Annotated in this window: 23 protein-coding genes and 1 pseudogene; 14 read left to right on the top strand and 10 right to left on the bottom strand. The window is 42.8% G+C overall.

Annotated features, from left to right (window positions below; all coding sequences use genetic code 11):
* Positions 1-203 precede the first annotated feature (203 nt).
* Positions 204-806, bottom strand: coding sequence for a GTP cyclohydrolase II (gene ribA, locus FTT88_RS08360; RefSeq protein ID WP_168379100.1), 603 nt, complete (start codon positions 804-806; stop codon positions 204-206).
* Between the two features lie 311 nt (positions 807-1117).
* Between ribA and dxs the strand changes: the two genes are divergently transcribed.
* The 8 genes from dxs to FTT88_RS08320 all read left to right on the top strand — a co-directional run bounded on the left by dxs (position 1118) and on the right by FTT88_RS08320 (position 9875).
* Complete coding sequence (gene dxs / locus FTT88_RS08355) at positions 1118-3028, top strand: 1-deoxy-D-xylulose-5-phosphate synthase (RefSeq protein WP_180173865.1); 1911 nt, start codon at positions 1118-1120, stop codon at positions 3026-3028.
* Positions 3029-3140: 112 nt separating this feature from the next.
* Positions 3141-3971, top strand: coding sequence for an inositol monophosphatase family protein (locus FTT88_RS08350; protein ID WP_078189303.1), 831 nt, complete (start codon positions 3141-3143; stop codon positions 3969-3971).
* Between the two features lie 457 nt (positions 3972-4428).
* Positions 4429-6240 (top strand): DEAD/DEAH box helicase, encoded by a 1812-nt coding sequence (locus tag FTT88_RS08345; protein ID WP_180105606.1) that lies wholly within the window; start codon positions 4429-4431, stop codon positions 6238-6240.
* A gap of 407 nt (positions 6241-6647) precedes the next feature.
* Positions 6648-7466 (top strand): ABC transporter ATP-binding protein, encoded by an 819-nt coding sequence (locus tag FTT88_RS08340; RefSeq protein WP_218945413.1) that lies wholly within the window; start codon positions 6648-6650, stop codon positions 7464-7466.
* Positions 7463-8242 (top strand): lipid asymmetry maintenance ABC transporter permease subunit MlaE, encoded by a 780-nt coding sequence (gene mlaE, locus FTT88_RS08335; RefSeq protein WP_078189301.1) that lies wholly within the window; start codon positions 7463-7465, stop codon positions 8240-8242. Before FTT88_RS08340 ends, mlaE begins: the two co-directional genes overlap by 4 nt.
* The gene (locus tag FTT88_RS08330) at positions 8242-8922 is read left to right on the top strand and encodes an outer membrane lipid asymmetry maintenance protein MlaD (protein WP_180093012.1); all 681 of its coding nucleotides are present in this window, start codon (positions 8242-8244) and stop codon (positions 8920-8922) included. The genes mlaE and FTT88_RS08330 overlap by 1 nt, the downstream gene beginning before the upstream one ends.
* Positions 8923-8939: 17 nt before the next feature.
* Positions 8940-9575 carry an ABC transporter substrate-binding protein gene (locus FTT88_RS08325; RefSeq protein ID WP_180003433.1) on the top strand — a complete coding sequence of 212 codons (636 nt, stop codon included), beginning with the start codon at positions 8940-8942 and terminating at the stop codon, positions 9573-9575.
* A gap of 39 nt (positions 9576-9614) precedes the next feature.
* The gene (locus FTT88_RS08320) at positions 9615-9875 is read left to right on the top strand and encodes a lipid asymmetry maintenance protein MlaB (protein WP_218945760.1); all 261 of its coding nucleotides are present in this window, start codon (positions 9615-9617) and stop codon (positions 9873-9875) included.
* 79 nt (positions 9876-9954) lie between these two features.
* Here the strand turns inward: FTT88_RS08320 and FTT88_RS08315 are convergent, their stop codons facing one another.
* On the bottom strand, positions 9955-10968 hold the full coding sequence (locus FTT88_RS08315; protein WP_078189297.1) for a CorA family divalent cation transporter: 1014 nt from the start codon (positions 10966-10968) through the stop codon (positions 9955-9957).
* A 155-nt stretch (positions 10969-11123) separates the two neighbouring features.
* Here FTT88_RS08315 and FTT88_RS08310 point away from each other — a divergent pair, with 155 nt between their 5' ends.
* Both FTT88_RS08310 and FTT88_RS08305 read left to right on the top strand, forming a co-directional pair.
* Positions 11124-11729 carry a TIGR00730 family Rossman fold protein gene (locus FTT88_RS08310; protein ID WP_180105605.1) on the top strand — a complete coding sequence of 202 codons (606 nt, stop codon included), beginning with the start codon at positions 11124-11126 and terminating at the stop codon, positions 11727-11729.
* Positions 11729-12136: an NUDIX domain-containing protein gene (locus FTT88_RS08305; RefSeq protein ID WP_180064822.1), complete on the top strand. Its 408-nt coding sequence runs from the start codon at positions 11729-11731 to the stop codon at positions 12134-12136. The genes FTT88_RS08310 and FTT88_RS08305 overlap by 1 nt, the downstream gene beginning before the upstream one ends.
* Before the next feature lie 46 nt (positions 12137-12182).
* On the opposite strand, the gene FTT88_RS08300 is transcribed toward FTT88_RS08305, so the two are convergent.
* Positions 12183-12815, bottom strand: coding sequence for a ComF family protein (locus tag FTT88_RS08300; protein WP_180064821.1), 633 nt, complete (start codon positions 12813-12815; stop codon positions 12183-12185).
* A gap of 146 nt (positions 12816-12961) precedes the next feature.
* Entirely contained in the window at positions 12962-15007 is a 2046-nt protein-coding gene (gene recG, locus FTT88_RS08295; protein ID WP_180105604.1) for an ATP-dependent DNA helicase RecG, read from the bottom strand.
* Between the two features lie 59 nt (positions 15008-15066).
* On the opposite strand from recG, the gene FTT88_RS08290 reads away from it, so the two are divergent.
* Positions 15067-15846, top strand: coding sequence for an NAD-dependent epimerase/dehydratase family protein (locus tag FTT88_RS08290; RefSeq protein WP_180105603.1), 780 nt, complete (start codon positions 15067-15069; stop codon positions 15844-15846).
* A 151-nt stretch (positions 15847-15997) separates the two neighbouring features.
* On the top strand, positions 15998-16594 hold the full coding sequence (locus FTT88_RS08285) for a methyltransferase domain-containing protein (protein WP_180105602.1): 597 nt from the start codon (positions 15998-16000) through the stop codon (positions 16592-16594).
* 86 nt (positions 16595-16680) lie between these two features.
* Here the strand turns inward: FTT88_RS08285 and plsB are convergent, their stop codons facing one another.
* Entirely contained in the window at positions 16681-19254 is a 2574-nt protein-coding gene (gene plsB, locus FTT88_RS08280; RefSeq protein WP_180105601.1) for a glycerol-3-phosphate 1-O-acyltransferase PlsB, read from the bottom strand.
* Positions 19255-19541: 287 nt separating this feature from the next.
* On the opposite strand from plsB, the gene FTT88_RS08275 reads away from it, so the two are divergent.
* The gene (locus FTT88_RS08275; RefSeq protein ID WP_180010518.1) at positions 19542-20414 is read left to right on the top strand and encodes an acyl-CoA thioesterase II; all 873 of its coding nucleotides are present in this window, start codon (positions 19542-19544) and stop codon (positions 20412-20414) included.
* A 248-nt stretch (positions 20415-20662) separates the two neighbouring features.
* Complete coding sequence (locus FTT88_RS08270; RefSeq protein ID WP_180105600.1) at positions 20663-21922, top strand: dicarboxylate/amino acid:cation symporter; 1260 nt, start codon at positions 20663-20665, stop codon at positions 21920-21922.
* On the opposite strand, the gene FTT88_RS08265 is transcribed toward FTT88_RS08270, so the two are convergent.
* From FTT88_RS08265 to hmpA, 5 genes and pseudogenes are all read right to left on the bottom strand, one after another.
* The gene (locus FTT88_RS08265; RefSeq protein ID WP_180105599.1) at positions 21919-22344 is read right to left on the bottom strand and encodes a VOC family protein; all 426 of its coding nucleotides are present in this window, start codon (positions 22342-22344) and stop codon (positions 21919-21921) included. The two genes, FTT88_RS08270 and FTT88_RS08265, sit on opposite strands and share 4 nt — an antisense overlap.
* 219 nt (positions 22345-22563) lie before the next feature.
* A pseudogene (locus tag FTT88_RS08260) lies at positions 22564-23506 on the bottom strand (metal-dependent hydrolase).
* A gap of 157 nt (positions 23507-23663) precedes the next feature.
* Entirely contained in the window at positions 23664-24524 is an 861-nt protein-coding gene (gene yihA, locus FTT88_RS08255) for a ribosome biogenesis GTP-binding protein YihA/YsxC (protein ID WP_180105598.1), read from the bottom strand.
* Between the two features lie 85 nt (positions 24525-24609).
* Positions 24610-25053 (bottom strand): Rrf2 family transcriptional regulator, encoded by a 444-nt coding sequence (locus tag FTT88_RS08250; protein WP_078192461.1) that lies wholly within the window; start codon positions 25051-25053, stop codon positions 24610-24612.
* Positions 25054-25139: 86 nt separating this feature from the next.
* A complete protein-coding gene (gene hmpA / locus FTT88_RS08245; protein ID WP_078192460.1) occupies positions 25140-26348 on the bottom strand; it encodes an NO-inducible flavohemoprotein in 1209 nt (402 codons plus the stop codon).
* Positions 26349-26485 lie beyond the last annotated feature (137 nt).

Below are 26485 nucleotides of genomic sequence, written 5' to 3'. Positions count from 1 at the left end.
CTGCCATACTGGCAGGGCTTTCAATACTATTGAACACTCTTCAGTTGTTGTCAGAGTATTCGTCTGATGAGCTGAATGCGATTGCTCAGATCGCATTCAATTTATAAAAAATGTGTAGATACCTATGTTAATAAAGAGGGGGAAGCCTCCCTTTTGTAAAGGGAGGTTTGGAGGGATTAATTTATGGAGAATTTAAAGGATTTTTAAAAATCGTCCTTTTGATACATATGCGACATACGATCATGTTTGGTTTTTAAATATTGTTCGTTAAAGGGATTTAAACCCACAGTCAGCGGAACGCGATCAACGACATTCACGCCTTGCTCTTGTAGCGCTTCAATTTTTAACGGGTTATTGGTAATGAGACGCACAGCCGTAATGTTGAGATGATTCAACATGATAGGGCACATATCATAACGACGTGCATCGGCAGGAAGATCCAATAATAAATTGGCATCCACTGTGTCATGGCCTTGGTCTTGTAGGGCGTAAGCACGAATTTTATTGGTCAAGCCAATACCGCGACCTTCTTGGCGTAAATATAAAATCACCCCTTGACCTGCTTCATTAATTAATTTTTGGGTCGCTTGAAGCTGTGGGCCGCAGTCACATTTGAGTGAAGCGAAGGCATCACCGGTGAGGCATTCGGAGTGGATACGAACTAAAACAGGTTCAGTGGGAGCTTGTTCTAGTCCTTTAGAGAGTGCGACGTGTTCTTCACCGGTTTCAGGATCCTGAAAAACCGTAATATTGAATTCACCAAAAGCGGTCGGTAATCTTGACGTTGCGACAAATTCTATAGGCACTGCTTAACCCGTTTATTCGATTATAAATTGGCTAAAGTATAGCGTAATGCTTGGACATTGGTAGAATTGCAACGACGAATTTATGCAGAACATTTTCTTTTTTGTATAAAGCGAACGATAATAGTTGATAAATAGGAAGATTATTCAGGATAATCTGACTCATTCAAAATCTCCCCAGCGAGATCATTGCTAAAAATTACATCGCTACAAGTTTGGCTGATTGTAAGGTGATACAATTCGACGATATGATCGAGTTACCCATTTAGACCGAGCTTAGGAATTTGCCAGGCTTTAGAAGGCTTTGCCACATTATGCTGTATAAAGAAATACCATTTCAACGCCCTGTAACACCGTTGCTGGATACGATTAACCATCCTCAACAACTTCGTTTACTCGAGCGCAGCCAATTAGAGCAAGTGGCGGATGAGTTACGTCAATTTATTTTGTATGCGGCCGGACAAAGTGGTGGGCATTTTGGTGCCAATCTTGGGGTGATCGAATTAACCGTGGCATTGCATTACTGTTTTGATACGCCACGTGATCGTCTGATTTGGGATGTGGGTCATCAAGCCTATCCGCATAAAGCCTTGACCGGTCGTCGTGAACAATTAGTGACGATTCGTGCCAAAGATGGTTTGGCTGCGTTTCCTGCCCGTGAAGAATCTGAATTTGACACCTTCGGTGTAGGCCATTCATCAACCGCGATTTCTGCTGGTCTTGGGATGTCATTGGCACGTCGCTTCAAGCAAGATCCCTGTCATGTGGTTGCAATCGTGGGTGATGGCGCGATGACAGCGGGCATGGCTTTTGAAGCCATGAACGATGCGGTGGCACACAATGCTGACCTCATGGTGGTATTGAACGACAACGATATGTCGATCTCATGCAGTACTGGTGGTTTTGCTAAGCATTTGGCTGCGATTTGGGAAAGTGGTCAATCGGTGAATATTTCTGAAAATGGCGAAGCCTATATTCAACCTCATCCTGAATGGGCGTATAACTCACGCCTACATTGTGCTGCGACCGATGCTGCAGACAACCTATTTAAAGCCATTGGCTTTGACTACTTTGGTCCTTTTGATGGGCACGATGTTGAACAATTGACACATGTGTTTGAAGCCTTAAAAAAACGCAGAGGCCCACGTTTAGTGCATGTCTATACCAAAAAAGGTAAAGGCTTTGCACCTGCCGAAGCAGATCAAATCAAATACCATGCCATCAGTAAAGTGAATGCACCTGCTGCAGTGGCAACTGCACCGAAATATTCAGATGTTTTTGGTCAGTGGTTATGTGATGAAGCTGCACAGGATGATCGTTTATTGGCGATTACTCCTGCGATGTGTGAAGGCTCAGGCATGGTGCAATTTGCCAAGCAGTTCCCTGAGCGTTTCTTTGATGTTGCCATTGCAGAACAACATGCGGTGACTTTGGCTGCGGGTATGGCCTGTGAAGGGGTAAAACCGGTTGTTGCAATCTATTCAACCTTCTTACAACGTGGTTATGACCAACTGATTCATGACGTTGCTTTGCAAAATCTCGACGTGACATTTGGTATCGACCGTGCAGGTTTGGTTGGTGAAGATGGCCCAACGCATGCCGGTGCATATGATTATGCCTTTATGCGTACCTTGCCAAACATGGTGATCATGGCGCCGAAAGACGAAAATGAATGTCGTCAAATGTTGCATACGGCTTATTTGTATAAAGGCCCAGCGGCGGTACGTTACCCACGTGGTAATGGACTGGGTGTTGAGATTCAGCAAGAGATGACTGAGCTTGAAATTGGCCGTGGTGAAATTGTTGCAAACTTCAATGATCAGCAAGATGACACCATTTCTATACTGGCTTTTGGTAGTCGTGTTCAAGCGGCACTAGAGGCAGGGCAGGCTTTAGCGACAAAGCTAGATGTGGCTGTACGTGTGATTAATATGCGCTTCGTGAAGCCATTAGATACACAGTTGATCGATCAAATCGCAGCAAGTACGCAACTATTTGTGACAGTTGAAGAGCATGCCGTCATGGCGGGTGCGGGCAGTGCAGTAAATGAATATTTAGCCCAAGCAGGCGTGGTTAAGCCTGTGCTGAATTTAGGTTTGGCTGACGAGTTCATGCATCAAGCAACACATGCTCAAATGTTGCATCAGGCTGGACTGGATGCTGAAGGCATTGGCGCTTCAGTGACACAGAGCTGGCTAAAACATAAGCAAACAGTGGTTTGTTGAATTTCTAATTTTTAGAAACATTTTTTCCCTAAAAGCCCTTATATTTGATAAGATATAAGGGCTTTTATGCATTATTCTTTATCAGTATCTTCAAATTTGTAGTGGGTGTTCAATGGAACCTATGGTGGTTATGGCTGCGCGTGCGGCTCAATTAGTTGGTCAAGAGCTTTTAAAAGCGCATCAAAATCGTCATAAACTCGATCTACAAGTCGAAGAAAAAGGAATTGATGGTCCAGTAACGCGTGTAGACCGTTATTTGGAACAATTGACTATCGATACCCTACGTAAAAGCTATAAAAATCACAGTTTCCTAGGCGAAGAGTTTGGTCTTCAAGAAGGCAAAGGTCACGACGCTGATTGGTGTTGGATCATCGACCCACTTGATGGCACATTAAACTTCGTTAATGGTGTTCCACATTTCTGCATCTCTATCGCAGTTCAACATAAAGGTGTAACTCAGCACGGTGTTATTTATGACCCTGTGAAAGATGAGTTGTTCTCTGCAAGCCGTGGTCGCGGTGCGATGATGAACCAACGCCGTATTCGTGTAAATGTAAAAGACAGCTTAGAAAACACTTTCCTTTCAGTGGGTCATGCGTATCGTAAAATTCGTAATGGCGAAGTGGTTTCTTATGCGAAAAACCATTTCAACTCATTGTTAAATGTGACTGAAGCCGGTGCTCAATACCGTCGTTCAGGTTCTGCTGCTCTTGATCTAGCATATGTTGCTGCTGGTCGTTTCGATGGTTATTTCGAACTTGGTTTGAAACCATGGGACATCGCTGCGGGTGAACTTATTGTGAAAGAAGCGGGTGGTACTGTGGTTGATGCTCGTGGTGGTAACGACTCAATGGACAATGGTCAAGTACTTGCATGTTCTATGAAAATGCTTAAACCACTTATGCAAGCTGTAGTTCCAGCTTGGGGTGAAGCTGCTAAATAATAGAACGCTTAGTTCGAGTTTATTGACAGAATAATGAAATAAAGCCCTCTTTATGAGGGCTTTATTTTTGTCTAATCGGTCAAAAATAATGGCTTAAACACCTATGATTTAAAGCTTCTTACAAAAAATATTCTGAAGTTGACTAAAACAGGTGACATTTAAAAACTTTCTGCTATAATCCCCGCACGCACTAAATTTCGTTCATTACCTGAACATTCTCTTCTATCATTGTGTATGCGCGTTCCGGTCCAAAGAGAGGACGATATTTCGCGCCCCACCCAATCGCTAAGCGATTCCTTCAGGTTGCGGCTGTAATCATGTGTGCGTTATACACATCGTCGTTCTCGGATCGCCGCTGATTCTATATTTTCAGCGTTTTTTGCTGTGCCGCTTTTTGCCGATGTCCATCTGAATTTATATTTTTAATGGAGCACCCATTTTTGGGGTGAAATACTCTATGAGCAAAACTTTTGCTGATTTTCCTTTACATGAGTCGTTACAACTAGCATTACAAGGTCTAGGTTTTACTACTCCGACTCCAGTGCAAGAACAATCAATTCCAGCTGCATTAGAAGGTAAAGACCTTCTTGTATCAAGCCAAACTGGTTCTGGTAAAACTGCTGCATTCTTACTCCCAACTGTGAATGCTTTGGCTGGTCAAGACACTTTGATGTCTTTCAAAGAGCGTATGAAAGCGGTAACTGCACCGTCTATTCTTGTACTTTGCCCTACACGTGAATTGGCTCAACAGGTTAGCCAAGACGCAATTGCTTTAGTACGTCATATGAAAGGTGTTCGTATTGCTGCAATTATGGGTGGTATGCCTTTCGGTAAACAAATTCAACAGCTTAAAGGTGCACAAGTTGTCGTAGCGACTCCAGGTCGTTTACTTGACTTGGTTAACCGTCGTCAAATTAAACTAGACAACGTTGATGCGTTAATCGTTGACGAAGCTGACCGTATGCTTGACTTAGGTTTCTCTGAAGACCTAGAAGCGATCAGCGACTTGGCTGCTAACCGTAAACAAACATTAATGTTCTCTGCAACATTTGCGCCGCGTATCATTACACTTGCAGAACGCATGATGAATGATCCACAGCGTATTGCGATTGAAACTGGTCACTCTACAAATACTGACATTACTCAGACTCTTCACTGGACTGACGGTTTCGAACACAAGAAAAAACTTTTGACTCACTGGTTATCTGATGAGTCTGTAGATCAAGCAGTTGTATTCGCATCTACCCAAGAAGATACAGATATGTTGGCTGAAGAACTTGCAGAAGCAGGTCACTCAGTTGTCGCTCTTCACGGTGCAATGCCACAAACTGTACGTAACCGTCGTTTACGTAGCATTCGTGAAGGTCGTGCAAAAATCTTAGTTGCGACTGACGTTGCTGCACGTGGTCTAGACGTACCAACTATTTCTCACGTAATTAACTTCGGTCTTCCAATGAAGAACGAAGACTATGTACACCGTATTGGTCGTACAGGTCGTGCGGGCCGTACTGGTAACGCGATTACTTTAGCGACTTACCGTGAACGCGGTAAAATTCGTGCTTTAGAAGACTTCTTAGATGCACGTTTAAATGTATCTGAAATTGAAGGTCTTGAGCCATCTCCACCTCCTGCACGTGGTAGCCGTGATGGCGGTCGTGGTCGTCGTGATGGCGGTCGCGGTGGTCGTGGTGGTTTCGGTGGCGGTCGTCGTTTTGAAGGTGAATCAAACTTCAAACGTCGTGAAGGCAACCGTGATGGCGAACGTCGTTCATTCGGTGGCGAAGATCGTCCACGTCGCGAATTTAACAACGATCGTCCACGTCGTGAAGGTGGTTTCGAAGATCGTCCACGTCGCGAATTTAACAACGATCGTCCACGTCGTGAAGGCGGTTTCGAAGATCGTCCACGTCGTGAATTTAACAACGATCGTCCACGTCGTGAAGGCGGTTTTGAAGATCGTCCACGTCGCGAATTTAACAGCGATCGTCCACGTCGTGAAGGTGGTTTTGACCGTCGTTCTAACGATGACAACCGTGGTAACCGTGTAGATTATAAACCAGCTCGTGAAGGTTATGGCGATCGTCCAAAACGTTCATTTGGTGAAGATCGTCCACGTCGTGAATTCAACGGTGACCGTCCTCAACGTTCATTTGGTGAAGATCGTCCAAAACGTTTCGGCGATGACCGTCCAAAACGTTTCGGTGATGATAAACCACGTGGCGAACGCACTTTCGGTGAAGACCGTCCACGTCGTAAATTCAATGACTAATTGAATTTCGAAAGAAATATCGAAAAAACCGGTGGAAACACCGGTTTTTTTTATGGATTTAAATTAGCTTTTTAATCAGAAAAATGTATACTTGATCAAACTTTATGTGTTTAATGATAATTAATATGAACGGAAACGCGTTGGCAAATATGCGTACAGTGATGATCGAGGTACTTATGCCTTATATCGGTTTGACACTCTTATTGTGTAATATCGTTTACTATATATACAATTATTTTAACTAAATTCTTCTATTGGGTTGAAAACACCCTCTATAAAATCGCATTAATAATAAAAAACAATTTACCTGATGGAATGCAGGGATATGCGCTCATGCAATGGTAACATTTTAAACTTCAATCCTTTATAGTATGCATGCTGAAAAAAATGCAGGAAAATCCTCAGCTATGAATAATCAAACGTCTTCTCAGACTCAGGCACTGATCGAAGTGAAAAACCTGAGTTTTAAGCGAGGAGAGCGCGTCATTTATGACAATGTCAGTTTAAAAATTCGTCGTGGTCAGATCACTGCAATTATGGGTCCATCTGGTACAGGTAAAACGACTTTACTCCGTTTAATTGGTGGTCAATTGACTCCCGATAATGGAGAAGTGTTGCTTGATGGGCAGGACATTGCACAGATGTCACGTCAGGAGCTCTTCGCTGCGCGTGCGCGTATGGGGATGCTGTTTCAGAGCGGCGCATTATTTACCGATATGTCGGTATATGAAAACGTAGCCTTTCCAATTCGTGCGCATACCAAGTTGCCAAAGCATTTGATCGCTGAAATTGTTGCGTTGAAATTAGAGTCTGTTGGTTTACGTGGTGCAGAAAAAATGATGCCCTCTGAACTTTCAGGTGGTATGAATCGTCGTGTGGCTTTGGCCCGTGCAATTGCACTCGATCCTGAGCTGATCATGTATGACGAACCCTTTGCAGGGCAAGACCCGATTGTGATGGGGGTTTTAACTCGCTTGATTCGTTCGCTACGTGAAGCTTTAGATCTAACCACGATTATTGTTTCGCATGATGTGGCTGAAACATTATCAATTGCAGATTACATCTATGTTGTGGCTGAAGGGAAAGTGCAGGGCGAGGGAACACCTGAGCAGTTAAAAGCACATGCTTCGCCTTTTGTGAAGCAGTTCTTGACGGGTTCGGTAGAAGGTCCGGTCGATTATCAATTCAGTCATCAGCCCTATTTAAATCATGAGGTTCGTTCATGAATGCTATTGCCGCATTAGGTAGACGCGTCATTGAACGTGTTCGAGGAATCGGCGTAGCAACCATTATGTTGCTGCAGATTCTTTTTTCCATGCCGACTTTACTTGGCGTGAAATTATTTATTTATCAGATGTACCGTGTTGGTGTGCTTTCATTACTAATTATTGTGGTATCTGGCTTATTTATTGGCTCGGTACTGGGTTTGCAGATGTATAGCATTCTGTCGACCTTTGGTAGTGAAGCGATGCTCGGCACCGCCGTTGCACTGACGTTACTGCGTGAACTTGCACCTGTGGTGGCGGCTTTACTCTTTGCAGGTCGTGCAGGCTCTGCTTTGACGGCTGAAATTGGTTTGATGAAAGCCACTGAGCAGTTGTCGAGTATGGAAATGATCGGGGTCGATCCATTAAAACGAGTGATCTCGCCTCGACTTTGGGCCGGTATTTTTAGCTTACCAATGTTGTCGGTGATTTTCGCTGCGGTCGGCATCATGGGCGGTAAATTGGTGGGTGTTGATTTTCTGGGTGCGGATGAAGGCTCTTATTGGAGTGGCATTGAGAACAGTGTGCAATTCTTTAAAGATGTCTTTAATGGCACCATCATCAAAAGTTTTGTTTTTGCATTAATTTGTACTTGGATTGCGGTCTATCAGGGTTATGCCTGTGTCCCAACTTCAGAAGGTATTGCAACGTCGACCACGCGTACTGTCGTGTATTCTTCGTTGTGTGTTTTAGGTTCAGATTTCGTGTTGACTGCGGTCATGTTCGGAGGTATTTAATGAAATCACGTACGAGTGAACTGGCCGTCGGTTTTTTTGTCATTCTGTTTGCTATCGCTATTTTCTTCTTGGCGATGCGTGTGAGTGGTTTGGTCGGCAATAACATTGAAGACAGTTATGAATTGACCGCGACATTTGAAAATGTAAACGGGATTAAACCCCGTGCCAAAGTGACCTTAAGTGGTGTCAAAGTTGGTCAAGTGGAATCATTGAAACTCGATCCTGTGACGCGCTTAGTGACAGCACATCTGATTATGGATGGCTCATTAACCTCTTATAACGCAGAACAGTTAAAAGAAGTGCAAAAGAATGCACTCGAAGAACTGCGTTACACATCAGACTATGAAGCAGCAACACCTGCGAAACAAAAAGAAATGGAACAGCAACTGATTGCTAACATGAAATCCATCACCAATATCGATGAAGATGCTTACATTATGGTGGCAACCAATGGTTTATTGGGCGAGAAATATTTGAAAATTGTACCGGGTGGTGGTGTCAACTTCTTAAAACGTGGTGACCAAATTGGTAATACCCAAGGTACGATGGAAATCGAAGATTTGGTGTCTAAATTTGTGACCGGTGGTGCAGGGAACAAATCTGACAACACAGCAGATGCTGAACAAAAAACAGAAGCTGCTGACACAACAACGGCAGACGAACCTGCATTTGTTGAATAATTTTTAGGAGAAATTAAGTGAACACATTGTTAAAACATACGCTTACAGCAAGTATCTTATCAACTATGATGGCAGGTACAGCTTTTGCTGCTCCAAGCGAAGCACCACCTGCATTTGTAAAAAAAGTGGCTGATGGCCTCATTACACGTTTAAAAGCAGACCACGCAAAACTACAAAATAACCCTGCGGCTGTGAAAGCGATTGTTCGTCAAAACTTAGACCCGTACATCGATTCACAAGCGTTCACACGTATCGTGATGGGTACGTATGCAACGAATCAATACAGCTCAGCGGCTCAACGTGCGCAGTTTGAACGTAACTTCCGTGCAACGCTGATCGAAAACTATGGTTCAGCTTTTGCCAAGTTTAGTAACCAAACGTATAGCATGCGTCCATATAAAGCGTCGAACAGTAAGAACCCTGTTGTAACGATTGATTTCCATAACAACGGTGAAAAAATTCCAGTCTCTTTCCAGTTGGCGGATAAAGGTTCACAATGGAAAATCCGTAATATCAACGTTTCGGGTATCGATCTAGGCTTACAATTCCGTAATCAGTTTGCGGCGACTGTAAAACGTAATGGCGGTAACATTGATAAAGCAATTGCGAACTTCAAACCTGATGCTGATGCTGCATTAGACAAGAAAAAATAAGATAGGTGATGTGTGATTAAACTTCATCAACAAGAATTGATGGTTTCAGGCAAAATCGATTACAACAATGCCGAATTGTATTATCAAGACGGCTTGAAATTGATTCAACAACAGCAAGCTTTTCCCTTGGTGGTCAATCTTGCTGAGCTTGAGCATGGCAGTACTTTGGCTTTAGCTGTTTTGGTCCGTTGGTTACGTCAAACGCCAAAAGCGCAAGGTTTGCAGTTTAAAGCAGTCCCTGAAAAAATGATGAAGATTATTCAAGCTTGTCATCTTGAGCATGACTTGCAATTGATCTAAATAAAAAAAGCACCGTAAGGTGCTTTTTTTTATTTTAGCGGGACAAGAAACTCTCGCAAGTCTACGCAATAGGAACGGATTAAATCCATTTCTTCCAGCGGAAGTACATCAATGGGCCAATAAAGAATGCCACGATGATTAAGCTGACCACGATAAAACTGGTTGTACCATGCGCGAAGGGCAGTACATCGGTGTTCATTCCATAGACGCTAGCTACTAACATCGGTGGCGCAAGCATACTTGGTAAAATCGAGAATCGACGAATCGTATCGTTCTGTTCGGTGTTAATGAACCCAGAAGTGGTATCCAGTAAGAATCGAACCTTTTGGAACAAGAAGGCATCATGCTCAACAAGAGAGCGCACGTCTTCACTGAGTTCTCGGATGTCGGCATCATAAATATGACTGCCCAAGGCGCGAGGACGTGACAGGAAGGTGAGAACACGACGTAAGTCGATCAGACACAGCTGAGCTTTCCCGAGCATATCTTCTAAATGTGCAAGTCGGGTAATCATGTCATCTAAGTCTAAAATCATCTCACGATGACGGTTATTCAGCACTTCTGTGGAATATTTTTCTAAGTCCTTGTGGATATCTTCCAAGATATCCGCAAGTTCATCGAGTTTGGCTTCTAAAAGACCCAATAAAATCCAAGTTGGATCTTTATAGTCAATTTCATAATCGTTACGACGCGCGCGGGCACGAAAGGCACGGAAAGCCACCAGCTTTTCACCCCGTAAAGTGAATAAGCGCTCTTTATGCAAAATAAAGGCAACCGTTTGTACGGTAGCTAAGGTGCTAGCATTTTCTTCGGGTTCGCCATCGACCTGAAAATTTTTATTTTTCGTTAAAAAATAGGTGCTGATGTGCAAAATACCGTCGTCATCACGGTAGAATCGTGCACTCGACGAAATATCTTCTAATGATTTTAATGTAGGTAAATTTTGATCATAGGCATCCATAATCCATTGCTGCTCTTCCTGAGACGGGGCAATGAGATCGAGCCAGACTAAATCCTGATGTAAATCGAAGTCACCATTGATGGTGACATCTTCCAGGCTACCGCGCTCTGTGGCGTAAAAGGCTTCAAGCATGTTGTCTTTTCCCCTTGCGCAGTAAGTTAAAAATGAATGGGTGTATTTTAGACAAGGATTTGCTGAAAAACACTGTTCTAATGCTTATTTTATGAAAAAATCTGTTTAAAGTTGATTTTTCCAGCATAGCGTTCCTGATCTGATGGTGATTATAAATGAAATCTATCGCAATTTTCTGTGGTTCCGCCCTTGGTAACAATCCTGCCTATTTACAGGTGGCTGAAAAAGTCGGTCGTCATTTAGCGGCACAAGGCATCATACTGGTCTATGGTGGTGGTCGTTCAGGTTTGATGGGTGTTGTGGCAGATAGTGCTTTGCGTGCAGGTGGGCAAGTCATTGGGGTGATTCCAAAAGTCTTGGTCGATAAAGAATTGGCACATCCAGATTTAACCGAATTGCATGTGGTAGAAAATATGCAACAACGGAAAACCAAAATGTCTGAACTCTCGGATGGTTTTGTGGCGATTCCAGGTGGAGCAGGGACTTTAGAGGAAATTTTTGAGCAGTGGACGTGGGCTCAATTGGGCATTCATTTAAAGCCATGTGCCTTTCTCAATGTAGATGGTTTTTATGACGATTTATTGAATTTTCTGAAAACAACTGCAGAAAAAGGCTTTACCCATCCACGTTTTATCGAATGCTTAATTGCAGAAGATAATATTGAAACGATTGTTGAAAAGTTTCAATATTTCACTGCGCCAGAGCCGAAGTGGGGCATGGTTGAACGTACAGCTTTTATTGCGGATTTGGAACAAAATTGATGAAAATCATAACCGTTGCCGCAGCCATTATTTTAAATGAACAGTATGAACTTTTAGTGGTTCGTAAAAAACACACGGCATTCTTTATGCAAGTGGGTGGAAAATTAGAACCCAATGAAGCTCCTGAAATCACCATGCTGCGTGAAATTCAGGAAGAAATTGGCTGCGCTGCGCAGATTGAGCAATTCATTGGTCGTTTTGAAACGGCTGCTGCGAACGAAGTCGATCATCTACTGGTGAGTTATGTCTATCTGGTCCAGTTGCAAGGTGAACCGAAAATTGATGCGGAAATTGCAGCGATGCAATGGGTCAGCTTGGATGATACACAAACAAAACTTGCACCTTTAACACGTGAGGTGGTGATTCCTTGGGTGAAGCAGCAGGCGCGATCTCTTGCTGAAAGCTAAACCGCTTCGCTTGCTCAGTTTCTTTATTAGTGGTTGATGTTTGAAACTAAGGCTGTGCCGCAGCAATGCATGCGGCATATACCTGCGTGCAATGTAGCTGATGTAACAGCTCACTTAATGCATGGATTGAACTCCCCGTGGTCACCACATCATCAATGATGAGGACTTTACGGAAACGGCGTTTTTCGGTTGGGTTGATAATAAATTGCTGTTCGATATTTTCTAGGCGTTCTAGCCGACTTAAACCTTTTTGAGCGTGCTGTGCTTGACGAATCACTGGTTGCCAAACAGGGATGCGCAATTGCTTTGCCATCATGTGTGCAACGAGCAGCATTTGGTTATACCCACGGTCTTTAAGGCGTTCTACTGAAATAGGCATGGGGACGATGGCTTGAACCCTAGCTAAGCGCAAGCTTAAAAGGCTCTGTGCCAGTAAATTTTGATAGTGCAATTGTTGCTCATACTTATAGCTTTGAATGATGCGATCTATAGGGAAATCATAGTAAAAGGCACAAGAGATGCTGTGTTCATGGCGATCAACCGCTTGTTTAAACCAAGGCAGTTGTGCCCAGCAGTCGGTACAAAGCGAATGATGTTGTTGTCGATCGATACCGCAGAGCAGGCAAGGGGAAACGCTCTGTATTCCTTTTTGGATGAGGTGTTGGATAGATTGGAGCATGTTTTTATTCTAATCGTTCTTTTTTGAGTATTTTGCACAGTTCGTGGTGAAGTGCAATCACAACACCACAGCAACCTGTTCGACAAGCTTATTGGTTCAAGCCAATCTGTATAATTAGGATGATCGATCTGTCATCCTAATAATTATTATACATAGGCGTATCGAGGAGCTTCCGGCAGCCATCGTTTTAAAAGCGCTTGAGCCTGTGCAGGATAGTCATTCAGGACTTGTTGAGCCACATAGTGAGCCTGATTGAGTAAATGGTCATCGCGCTCTAATTTTGCTACACGAAAGCCCATATCGCCTGTTTGTTTAGTGCCGAGGAGCTCACCGGGGCCGCGAATTTCCAAATCTTTTTCAGCAATAATAAAGCCGTCATTGGTCTCTCGCATGATGCGTAAACGCTCTTGCCCATTTTGCGATAAGGGATTTTTATACAGCAAGGCACAGAAACTGGCTTTTGCACCACGTCCTACACGACCACGTAGCTGATGCAATTGTGAAAGCCCTAAACGCTCTGCATTTTCAATCACCATGATTGAGGCATTCGGGACGTCAACACCGACTTCAATCACTGTGGTTGCAATCAGTAATTGCAATTCATTATTTTTAAATTGCTGCATCACTGCTTGTTTTTCATCGGCCTTCATTTTGCCGTGAACCAGACCAATATTGAGGTCTGGAAAGCGTTCTTTAATTTCATTAAAAGTCGCTTCAGCGGCCTGAGCATCTAAAGTTTCTGATTGTTCCACTAAGGTACAGACCCAATAGGCTTGTTTACCTTCAGCACAATTGCTGGCAATCCGCTGTAGCACTTCTTCACGACGGTCAAGTGGAATAGTGACTGTTTGAATCGGTGTACGACCGGGTGGCAGTTCATCAATGACGGAGGTGTCTAAATCGCCATAAGCCGACATGGCCAAGGTACGAGGAATAGGGGTTGCCGTCATCACCAGTTGATGCGGTGTCATGCCATTGAGACCTTTGTTCCGTAGCGCCAAACGCTGATCGACGCCAAAACGGTGTTGTTCATCAATAATCACTAAACCCAATTTGGCAAATTGTACATTGTCTTGAAATAAAGCATGTGTGCCGACCACTAAATTGGCTGAACCATCTTGAATACTTTGTTCTGCAGCAGCTCGAGCTTTACCTTTTTGCTTGCCGGAAAGCCAAGACACGGTTAGACCCATAGGCTCAAACCATTTTTTGAAATTTAGATAATGCTGTTCGGCCAAAATTTCTGTTGGCGCCATCATGGCCACTTGCCAACCTTCCTCGAGCGCATGACAGGCAGCCACGCCTGCGACTAGGGTTTTACCTGCACCTACATCACCTTGAACTAAACGTAGCATGGGCTTGTTTTGTTTTAAATCTTTGGCGATTTCTTTTGAAACCCGCTTTTGCGCGCCAGTCATTTCAAATGGCAGCGTACTTAAAAGTTGTTTGGTGAAGTTCTTACTTGCAGAGAATGACGGTGCTTCGATTTGTTGAATATAAGCACGGCGGCTGAGCAAACTGACCTGATGGGCAACCAATTCTTCGAAAATTAAACGTTGCTGTGCAGGATGAGAACCTTGGCTGAGTTGCAACATATTGGCATCGACAGGGGGGTGATGAATATAGTCCAGTGCTTGTTTTAGGGCATAGCCATTGGTGAATTTTTCCGGCAATAATTCAGGTAAGTCATCACTATATAACTGTAGTGCTTGTTTGACATATTCACGCAGTTTGGACTGCGTTAAGCCTTCGGTTGCGGGGTAAATCGCAGTGAGTTGGGTTTGTGGTAAAGGCGTGTGTTCAGTAATCACCTGTAGTTCAGGATGATACATTTCTAAGCCACGAGCACCAACACGGACTTCACCAAAAATCCGTAAACGATTGCCCGGTTTTACCCGATCAGTAATGCCTTTATAGATATGGTAAAAACGTAAAGTAACTTTGCCACAGTCGTCATCTAGTAGGGCGGCCATCGATTTACGCTTACCGGGTGGGAAGTCGATATTTTTGACCGTGCCTTCTAGTAAATAACTGCGGCCCACGGTTAATTGGTTCATGGGGATGATCGTGCTACGATCTTCATAGTCGCGTGGCAGATGAAACAAAAGATCATCTGTCGTGAAAATATTTAGTTTTTCAAGTAAAGCAGCGGCGGCATTGCCAACCCCTTGCAATTGATGGACGGCAGCCATGTCCCCTCAACTTCGGTTTATATGATCTAAATGGATCAGTTCTGAGAATAGGTCGTTTGATGCATATTCTATTTATCGGTTATGGTAAAACATCGCAACGTGTTGCTAAACAATTATTTCAGCAAGGTCACCAAATTACCACAGTGAGTCGTAGTGCGAAAGAGGATGATTTTGCAGAACATTTAATCCAAGATATTCACCAACTGGATTTGTCGCAGGTTCAACCGATTGATGCTGTCTATGTTCTTTTGGCTCCTGCACGTCATGCTCAATGCAATGCTGTGGATGTTTACCGACACACTTATGTCGATTCTGTACAGCCAATTGTTCAAGCATTAGCACATCATCCAATACAACGTTTAATCGTGGTGTCGTCCACTCGTGTCTATGGTGAGCATGCGGGGGAGCGCATTGATGATGACACTGTGCCACAACCGATCGATGAGCAGGGGATGTTGTTACGCGAAATGGAGCATCGCTACTCACAAGCATTTCCTACCGAATGCGTGATTGTACGTCCATCTGGGATTTATGGCACATCGACAACACGAATGCAGAAACTGGCAGAAACGACTCATCGCTATCCCAATATCCATTGGTCAAATCGAATACATATCGATGATTTGGCAAAATTTCTGTGTCATCTACTTCACGTGGAACATCATGAAAAATCATATATTTGTACTAATAATCAACCTCAACCCTTGCATGAGCGAATCTTGGAATTGCAAAGAGCTATGCATTTACCCGAATTGGTTTTAGAGAGCGAAGCAGAAACAGGGAAAAAGCTTTATGCAACGCGGATGATGGAGAGTGGTTTTAAGTTGGCGCACGATTGATTGTGATGTGTAGTGTAAAATTGGTGTGACGTATAAATTTCAGTGCAGCTTTGTGAGTATTAAAAAAAATTCTATAAATGAATAAGATAGGTATTTTACAACATGGGTTGTTCAAATTTTCGAATGGATCTCAAAGGCTAAAAATTAAATAATGACAAAATCATTTGCTGAACTTACTCAGAATCTACCCCATAGACCGATTTTGGAAAAAGCTTTGAGTTATTTTGAGAATTTACCAAAGATCGCGATTGATTGTGGTTGTGGTGCAGGAAATGAATCATCATTTCTACTCCGTCATCATTTTAAAGTATATGCATTTGATCCAACTGTTGAAGCTAAAAATATCTGTCTAAGTAAATTTAAAGACAATAAGAATTTTTTATTTTCTAATCAGGCCTTTGAAGACTATAGCTTTCCTAAAGCTAGTTTAATTATTGCTTTATTCAGTTTATTTTTTTGTTCTACGGATTCGCTTGAAAGTGTTTTAAAGAAAATGCAGGAATCCTTAGGTGAGCAAGGCATCTTACTCATACAACTGTTAGGAAAAGATGATGATTGGGTAAATAATTTTTCTGAAAAATTTATAGGTTTTGAACAGGAAGAACTTAAACAATTGTTTGATGCGGACTTTGATATTATTTATATCGATGAATTTAAAGGCAATAAACCACTAGCCAATGGAACTCCAAAATTTTGGAATATACATACTTTAATTTTAAAAAAGAAAATATTAAATACTTTTGTATAGTCCAAAAAATAGAGACAAGCTTTTTACAACTTGTCCCTGATTTTGCTCATCTTCTTCCGCTTTTATGGCGAAAAAATCAGAACGGTTTATTTCTTCTTACGTTTCAAGCGTTTTTTGGCTTGTTCAGCAGCCACTTTATCAAGTGCTTCTTTTAACTCTTCATCACTAAAGGTCGTAATGTGTTGCAACATTTGCAGTGTCACATCATCCAAAACGAGGTTGGCATATTGCGCAACATTTTGGAAATTTTCATCAAACACAATGGCGTTGTTTTCATTGGTACTGATATAACCTTGTTGGGTTAAGACTTTAATAAAGCTTTGGAACAATGCCTTATCAAAGAACTCTGGCGAGTTAAATTCATACAACACAGACAGACGTTGACCAACCAAGTGGCTGAGTTCTTCAACCTGACGGGTTGAGATGTTGCCTGAACCACGTTGTGTGATTAAAGCCAAAGTCATGTAGTAACGCTCTAGACTTTGCATCACAGGTGCAGCCAAGACCACTAACTGATTGTGCTGCTCTGAGTTAGGCGCAGGGGAGATCAGGTTGCCTTCTGCATCTTCAGAAATTAGCTTGGCTTTGATCAGTACTTCAGCATACGCACAGATTTGATCTTTAAGTTCTTCATCATTCCATTTAAGGAATAACTCAGCTTTTAAGAACGGATACAGTGTACGAATGACATTAATTAAATCACCACGGCGAATAGAACCATTATGTTCAACCAAAGCGGCAATGAGTGATGGCAAAATAAATGCGTGCAGGATGTTGTTACGGAAGTAGGTTAACAGCACCGCTTGATTATCAGCAATGGCAATAATATCGCCAAGGACATGATTAACACGTTTGATCAGCTTGAGTTTTAAACCATAAGCAATGATTTCTTTACCTGACAGCGGTGTTACTTGCATGCGCTCATCGTAAGGTAAGGCATTTAAAAGATCGCGATAGGTATCTAACTGCTTAATGCAAATCTCTTCATCTAAAGTGTGTTTAGATGTTGCCAATAAAATCAGTGAAAGCAATGAAACTGGGTTCACCACTGCTGCACGGTTAATATTTTCTAAAATCACGTGTGCAGAACTGTTAATGGCATCCGAAACTTCTGGCGGAATTGGGTCGTCATTTTTCTCGATTTTGATGTTGCTTGCATTATGCTGTTTCAACATATCATCAAGGAAAACCGGCTCACCAAAGTTCAAATGAACTTTACCGAAAATACGTTCGATCTTACGCAGTGTTTTCATAATCCCGATGATTGATTCGCCTTCTTTTGGCTTACCATTCATTTCACCAACGTAGGTCGCACCTTCCATTAAACGCTCATAACCAATATAGGTCGGTAAGAACACGATCGGTTTGGCTGGATTACGTAAATGACCATGGACAGTCATGGCGAGCATGCCGGTCTTCGGTGGTAATAAACGACCAGTACGTGAACGCCCACCTTCGATGAAGTATTCAAGCGGTGTATTACGCGCCAAAATACTGTAGAGGTATTCTTTAAATACGGTGGTGTAGAGACCATTGCCACGGAATGAACGACGAATAAAGAACGCGCCGCCGCCACGTAAAATTTGCCCGACAAATGGCATGTTCAAGTTATCACCCGCAGCAATGTACGGCACCATCAAACCACGCTTATAGATCACATATGACAATAATAAATAGTCGATATGGCTACGATGACATGGGGTGTAAATGATCTCGTAGTCTTTGGCCAGTTCACGAACGGTACTGAAGTTATGCACTTCGACGCCATCATAAAGCTGTGTCCATAGACGAGTCAGGGCTAAGTCAGCAAAACGAACCGTTGAGGCTGAATAGTCAGAAACGATTTCATTTAAATAACCAATCGCACGACGTTCAGCTTCAACCATACTGATTTTACTGCGAATGCTTTCACGACGAATCGCATCTTGCACATCCGTAGATTTGATCAGGCCGTGCATCACATTACGACGGTCAGATAAATCCGGCCCCAAAACTACTTCACGCTGTGCATCTAAATAATCATTCAGTGTGCTGACAATATAAGTCGCAGGTGACAAGTTTGGATGTGTAGTTTTGGCATATTCAACCAAACGACGCAAAGACTGTGGTTCATGGAATTCAAGGTACGATTGACGACCGTGCAAACCAATATTGACCAACTGCTTCACTTTGCTTGGTGTAGACCATGTATCGGTAAATAATAATTTAAACCAAGAATCTTCTTTATCGGGTTCACGACCCCACAGCACGGTTACAGGAACGAGCTCAACATCCGCATCAGGATTTTTTTCCAAAACCTCAATTAAACGCAATAAACGAGGTGGAAAGGCATGTGGCGGTGGATTGAGTAAGTTGTCTTCATCATGATGTTGTAAAAACATCACAGAGGCTTTTTCTGTTTGCGTACCCACAGTCATTGGGTCGAGTGCAGGGTGTAGCTTTAAACGACGGGTTTCACCATCGACAATTAAAGCATTACTCCGTGAATGATTTTGCAGAACGTAGCAGGTAATTTTCGTTGTCTGTACGCCGGTATCTGTATCGGTTTCAGTCACTACAGGTTCTACAGGGACTTCACCTAAAACATGCGGTGTTACCACAAGGTCAAGCAGTTTACTCGAAAGCTTTCGATACATCTGACCAAAGCCGCTCTTGGACATACAAACTCCTACTTTTCATGACCAAACCACAGAGATTCTGAGGGGAATCTATTCTGCATAATTGTACTTAAAAACTGTATGTCATTTTCTGACAAATTGCATAGATATTGTAAGATTTTATCGTTAAAAAACGTATTTTTAGCAGTTATATTGCATCAGCAAGGTGACAGATCAGTCAGCGAATCTTTAGGGTTTTAGTCTGGATTTATGGCAAAATGGAAAATATATTTAAACATCTGTTGATGTTGCCTGCGTTAGCTTAATCCCGAATGATAGATAGGTTTGTTATGAATGCCTTAACACAAGAGTTGGTTGATTTACTCAGCCTTGAAAAATTAGAAGAAAATATTTTTCGTGGGCAAAGCCGAAATTTGGTCGGGAAACGTGTCTTTGGCGGACAGGTTTTAGGTCAGGCGCTACGTGCGGCATCTTATACGACAGATCGACCTGCTCATTCTTTACATGCCTATTTCTTATTTGGCGGTGATATCAATGCACCAATCATTTATGAAGTGGATCGTATTCGCGATGGACGCAGTTTTGTGAGTCGTCAGGTTCGTGCGATTCAACATGGTAAAACCATTTTTATGTGTATGGTGTCATTTGCAGAGCAAGAAGACGGGTTGAACTACCAAGTTGCAGAGCCAGAATATCCAGCCGTCGAAGATTTAAAATCTGAAGCTGAGCTAAAACGAATGATGGTGGAGTTTGTCCCTGAAAACGTCCGTGCGTCTTTTATGCGCGACCGTCACGTAGAAATTCGCCCGATTGATCCACAAAACCCGTACCAACCGCAGCCTGCTGCGCCATCGTATGCACACTATATTCGTACCCATGACACGATTGCAGCCGATGTTGATGACATCTCTTTACATCAGGCCATTGCAGCATTCTATTCAGATTTTACATTGATGACGACTGCACTACGTCCACATGGTTTAAGTTATTTATCACCAAGTTTACAGTGTGCAAGTATTGACCATGCCATGTATTTCCATAAGCCATTCCGTGTGGATGAATGGATGCTTTATGACATGGATGCCACGGTCAGTGCTAGTTCACGTGGTCTAAATTTCGGTCGCATGTGGCAAAACGGTGAGTTGGTCTGTAGTACGACACAAGAAGGCTTGATCCGTTTACGCGAAATTGAAACCCAGTAAGCTTTGAGCACTATGTGTTAAGTCGTACATGGTGAATACTCAAAAAACCGAATCTTCTGATTCGGTTTTTTATGTCCGTCAATATTTGGTATGAAGCTACTCGCGGATTCGGGCTATCTAGTTAGGGGTACGGTACACGTTGAATGGAGCTGAATTCGGGCTTTGCAGAAATGCAGCAGTACATGTGACAAAAAATTCCTCGATTCCCAGTGGGGCGCATGGCATAGTGCCTGAATAAAGGATGATAAATGCAAGGCACAATGAGCTTAAATACGCAGATTTTAATTGCCGCAATATTGGGTGTGGCATTTGGCTTTTTATTAATTCAGTTTCCAGAGACGCAGTTTTTATCCGCCAGCCTGTATGGCCTGGGGATTGCCAGTAGTATTTTTATTGGCTTGCTGAAAATGATCTTGGTTCCGCTGATCTTTAGTTCGATTGTGGTGGGGGTATCGAATTTACAAGCGGGTGGTCAGCTGAGTCGTACGTGGAAAATTACCTTAGCTTGCTGTGTCACCACCACGGCTTTGGCACTGATCTTGGGTCTAGCATGTGCGCATATTTTTAAAGTTGGGCAGGGCGTGGACATCGTCATGTTCCAAGATGCAATACAACAACATCAGAGTCCTGACACCCTCACAGCAGGTTCATTCTTTACCAATTTTATTCAAAATACACTGATCAATCCGTTTAAAGCCTTTAGTGATGGCAACGTACTCGCAGTTGTGGTGTTTTCCCTATTTTTAGGTGTGGCCTTGGTCAAAGGCGGTGAAAAATTTCGAAGTGTGAGAAAGCTCAGTCAGCAATTTTTTGACATCATGATGATGATCATCGGTTGGGTGATGAAGCTTGCACCGATTGGTATTTTTGCATTATTGGCTAAATTGATTGCTACCGAAGATATTTCGGTGTTGAGTCGCCTCGCGGAGTTTGCTGCCGTAGTCACAGGGACCACGATTTTCCATGGGGCAGTGGTGTTACCTCTGTTGCTTTGGATTTTTGGGAAAATGAGTCCACTGGCATTTTTTAGAGGAACACGAGCTGCCTTAATCACTGCTTTTGCAACCAGTTCAAGTTCAGCAACGATGCCACTGTCGATGAAATGTGCGCAGGAAAATTTAGGCGTACGTCCTCAAACAGCAGGTTTTGTGATTCCATTGGGCACACAGTTAAATATGGATGGTACAGCGTTGTATGAAGCTGCTGCTGCGTTATTTATTGCTAACTTGATGGGCTTAGATTTAACCTTGGGTCAGCAGTTAATTGTCTGTGCAACCGCCATGATTGCGTCACTCGGCGCACCGGGCATTCCAAGTGCTGGAATGGTGACAATGATTATGGTTTTACAATCGGTTGGGCTTCCTGCAGAAGCCATTGCGATATTGCTGCCGATCGATCGTCTATTGGATACGGTACGGACTGTGGTGAACGTACAGGGTGATATGATGATTAGTGTGGTGGTGGATCGTCATACGCGAGATGTAGATGAACCAGCGTTGTCGAATTAAGCAGATAGACAGCTAAAATGTGGGTTGTAGACGATCTCCCACAGATGCCCATCTAAGTCTTGAAAATAGCCTGCATAACCACCGTAAAACGTGGGCTGTGCGGGCTTAATTGTTTTTGCACCTGCGCGTTGGGCTTGTTGCATGATTTGATCGACGGCTGCGGTACTGTTGACGTTATGTCCAAGAGACATTTGAGTTGGACAAAACGCTGATGTACTGATTCCGGTGTCATGACTCAGGCTATCTTGCGGCCAGAGTGCGAGCTTTAAACCGTGTTGTAAATCAAAAAATGCCACAGCACCATGTTCAAATTCAGTCCCAATAATCCCTGCGCTATTTAGACCTAAACCCTCCTGATAAAACGCGAATGCAGCGTGTAAATCTTTCACGGCCAGTGTAATGACGGAGATGTGAGCGTGCATGGAGATGCTCCTGAACGATGTATTTTTATTTTAGGATGAGACTGAGTATAAATACATTTTAAAGAGAATAGGGAACTTGGAATAAATGTACTTTAAACCTTGAACTTATGACCTTTTCCATCTTGAGTGTGTTGATTGCGCAATAAAAAACGGAGCGTAATGGATGTGAGCACAAAAAAAGCAGGGCGAACCCTGCTTAATACAGATTTTAAATGGTGTTTATGCAACTTTCAGTGCGGCACGTTTTGCAGCAGGAGAGTTGTCGAGGTATGCAATCGCATCTTCCGTTTTTGCTTCATGCACAGGATCGTACCAAGGCATTAAATACCCCAATTGCTGCGACACTAACCAAAGTATGTGGCAATAAGCGATTGTCTTTTTGCGCGATACGCGCCCATTCACGCCAAATCCACGGTTTATATACGGCAGGTTTAATCGATGCATAGCGCGAGTCTTGCTGCATGATATGTGCAGCACCATCGACCCATAGACCAAGTACGGCAGCAATCACGATCACACTTTGATAATAGCGAGAAATATAGCCCCCACCGAGATGACGATACAAATCAAAAGCCACGGTACGATGCTCTATTTCTTCTGCACCATGCCATTTTACTAGATCGAGCATATTCGGATCGGCACCGAGGCGTTCCCACTCTTTATTATATAAAGCATATTTGCCTAGTACACAGGTCATGTGCTCAACCGTTGCAATCACCCCTAAACGAAAGAGATCCCATTGATGATCTAAAGCTTTGGGAACGTTGAGCCCTAAAGGTTGGTCCGCAAGCAGTTTGCCAAAGAGGAAGTCCATGATTTCAAGGTTGCGTTGAATACTGATATTGCGCTGAGATAGATATTCTTTATTGGCAGAGTTATGCGCCTGAGCATGCATGGCTTCTTGGCGGATAAATGCTTTAACGTCCTTGGCTAGTTTTTCATCTCTAATTTGTGGCAATACTTTGTTATACAGACGGCAAAACCAAAACTCACCAGCCGGTAAGATCATATTAATTTCATTAATAAAATAGCTGACAAAAGGTTGGTTAGGCACCCAGTCAACTTGAGTATCTTGCCACTCAAATTTCACTTTGCGTGGCTTAATTTTATATTCGATTGACGATCCAAGTTTTGTGTTTCTCAAGCGGGAGAGTAATTTCATGACCTATCCTTGTTTTTATGTGATCGAGTACACATCTGATGTATTCAGTATCCAAAAAAAATCCTGCATTGTGATTAGCAATACAGGACATTTCATTATCTTCAGATGATACTTTTTGTCAGACAATCATCTTTATACTGACTTTAACATTACTCGATTAGTGGTCTGAATTTTTGTCTTCAGCTTGGGGTAAATCTTCAGATGTTGTATCGAAGTCATCGAATGCTTCCGCGTCTGCATTGATTTCAATATCATCTTCCGATGCTTCAGGAATGCTATTAAGATCAAACTCTGTGGATTGTTCTAAGGTGAAGTTGAGACGACCCGCCATGACACTCGCTAACTCTTCTAAACCTTGTTTATTCAATGATGAGAACAGTTGAATAGAGAAGTTCAGCTTCATTTTTTTCAATGCTGCTTTCACTTCTTGTAGTGATTTAGAGGCTGGGCCACGGTTTAATTTATCTGATTTGGTGAGCAGTACATGTACGAACAATTTACGTGAATGTGCCCATTCCAACATCATGACGTCAAAGTGTTGTAGTGGATGACGGATATCCATCAGCAGCACAAGGCCTTGTAAACTTTCACGGTGTATCAGGTAGTTTTCTAACTCTTTTTGCCACACGATTTTCATCGCTTCAGGTACAGCGGCATAGCCATAACCCGGTAAGTCGACCAAACGTTGATCAGGATTTCCTAGACTGAAAAAGTTGATCATTTGGGTACGACCCGGTTTTTTCGATGCACGAGCCAATTGTTTTTGGTTAGTGAGCGCATTAATGGCACTCGACTTACCCGCATTGGAGCGGCCAGCAAAGGCAATTTCATAGCCGGTATCTTCAACGCAGAGGTTGAGTTTAGGCGCACTCATTAAGAACTCAGCTTTGCGTAGCCAGTTGAGCGAGCGCACAGCATATTCAGTAATCGCAGAGTCTACTTTTTTCTCATAAGTAATCTTTTGCTTCGGCGCATTGGCCGCTTTACTGTTTCGTGATTTTCCTCTGTGCTGATGCATAACCCAACTTCAATAACTGATTTAACAACACGTATTATAAAGGAAGTCGGGCAGGCAAGCGAATTTTGTCGCAGGCAAAGTGAAATTAGAGATTGATCATTTGAATCGGAGATTGTGTTGTAAATTTAGATGCGCTGCTTGGTTGCAAGACATCGGCAAGTTTGTACTGATCGAGACTTTGATAAAACTGTTCTAAAGCTTGGTCTAAAATGCTTTTTAAACCACACTGACTGCGCAGTACGCAGGGTGGGTCATTGCATTCAACAATCTGGTGATTACCTTGCAAAATCCGTACGATTTGACCGAGCTGAGCCTCAAGTGCTTCAGGGTTAAGGCGGATGCCGCCACCTTTGCCGCGGCTGGTGATTAACCAGTTTTGCTTTGCCATAAAATGCACAATTTTCACCAAGTGATTACGCGAAACGTGCAGGTCTTCTGCAATTTCAGCAATGTTATAAGGCACATCACGAGGACGTGCGATATAGAGCAAAATGCGTAATGCATAATCGGTGAATTTATTGAGTTGCATGATAATACTGTGAGTCTGAGAGAAATAAATAAGGGCTAGTCTAGCATAACTAAACTAACCCTTTGTATTTCAGGTGAATAGCTTAGTTAGTGTTTTACACCACCAGTGCCGAAAGCTTCGCTGTGAATATTGCTAGCAGGAATACCACGAGCAATTAAAGCTTTCTGTTGTTCAGCCATAAATGGCATTGGACCGCAAAGGTAATAATCCGCATTGATCGGTAACAGTGCAGTATCCATGCTGCCTAAGTCTAGACGACCAGCAGCATCATAATCTTCACCTAATTTATCATTAGCATGAGGGAACTCATAGGCTGTAAAGGTGCTAAGACGTGGGTATTTTGCTTCCAAATCCTGAATGTGTTTATGCATTGCATGCACTTGTTTGCTACGGCAGGCATGGATAAAGGTTACAGGTTGTGGCATGTCTAAAGTCACCAACTGATTCAGCATCGCAATCATTGGTGTTAGACCTACACCACCACTGATAAAGACATTGCGTTTTTGTGAATCAATCAGGAAGAAATTACCTGTTGGTGCAGACACTTCGATTTCTGAACCGATCTCCAAGCCATGCAGTGTATTCGATACCCAACCTGGAACCAAGTCACCTTTCTGATCTTCACGTTTTACAGAGATACGTAAGTAGTTGTCTTGCGGGCTGGTCGACAGTGTATATTGACGTGGCTGTTTTAGACCCAGCTCATCGACCAATACACGTACAGAGATGTACTGACCTGCTTCATATTTTGGTAAATCACCACCATCAGAAGGCTCAAGGTAGAATGAGGTGATTTCATCACTTTCAGCCACTTTTTTCGCGATTTTGAAATTACGCCAACCTAACCAACTGCCTTTAGTTTGCTGATGTTGCTCATAAATCGCTTTTTCAGTGCTGATAAACAAGTCTGCCAATTGTCCATATGCTGCTGCCCAAGCGGCAATCAGTGGATCTTCCATTGAAATGCTTAATACTTCACTGATCGAGTGCAGCAAATTTTCGCCGACAATATTATAGTCTGGCGCTTGAATGTTAAGACTCACATGTTTATGCGCAATTAATTCTACAACTGGTAAAAGTACAGATGGGTCCTCAATATTTTCAGCATAAGCCAATACAGCACCCGCCAAGGCTTGTGCCTGAGCACCGCTGCGCTGATGTCCCATGTTAAAGGTTTCTTTGAGGTCAGGGTTATTGCCCAACATACGATTATAGAAGTAACCAGTCAGCGCGACACCATTTTCACGTAGAACAGGAACAGTAGCTTTTACTAGGTCAATTTGCTGCGGAGTCATAGCTGATCTCTCATGGCTGTTATTTATAAGATGTATTTAAAATACATTTTTAAATACATCCGCGCAATACATGTTTTAGTAAAAACCATAAAAAAATTATGGAATATAAAAAGATTCCATAAATTTGTACTTTTTAA

It is taken from the genome of Acinetobacter sp. YH01024, assembly GCF_013420195.1.
In the GTDB taxonomy this organism is placed as follows: domain Bacteria; phylum Pseudomonadota; class Gammaproteobacteria; order Pseudomonadales; family Moraxellaceae; genus Acinetobacter; species Acinetobacter amyesii.
The sequence above is the reverse complement of the archived record's forward strand: the minus strand, read 5'-3'. Positions and strand labels throughout refer to the sequence as shown.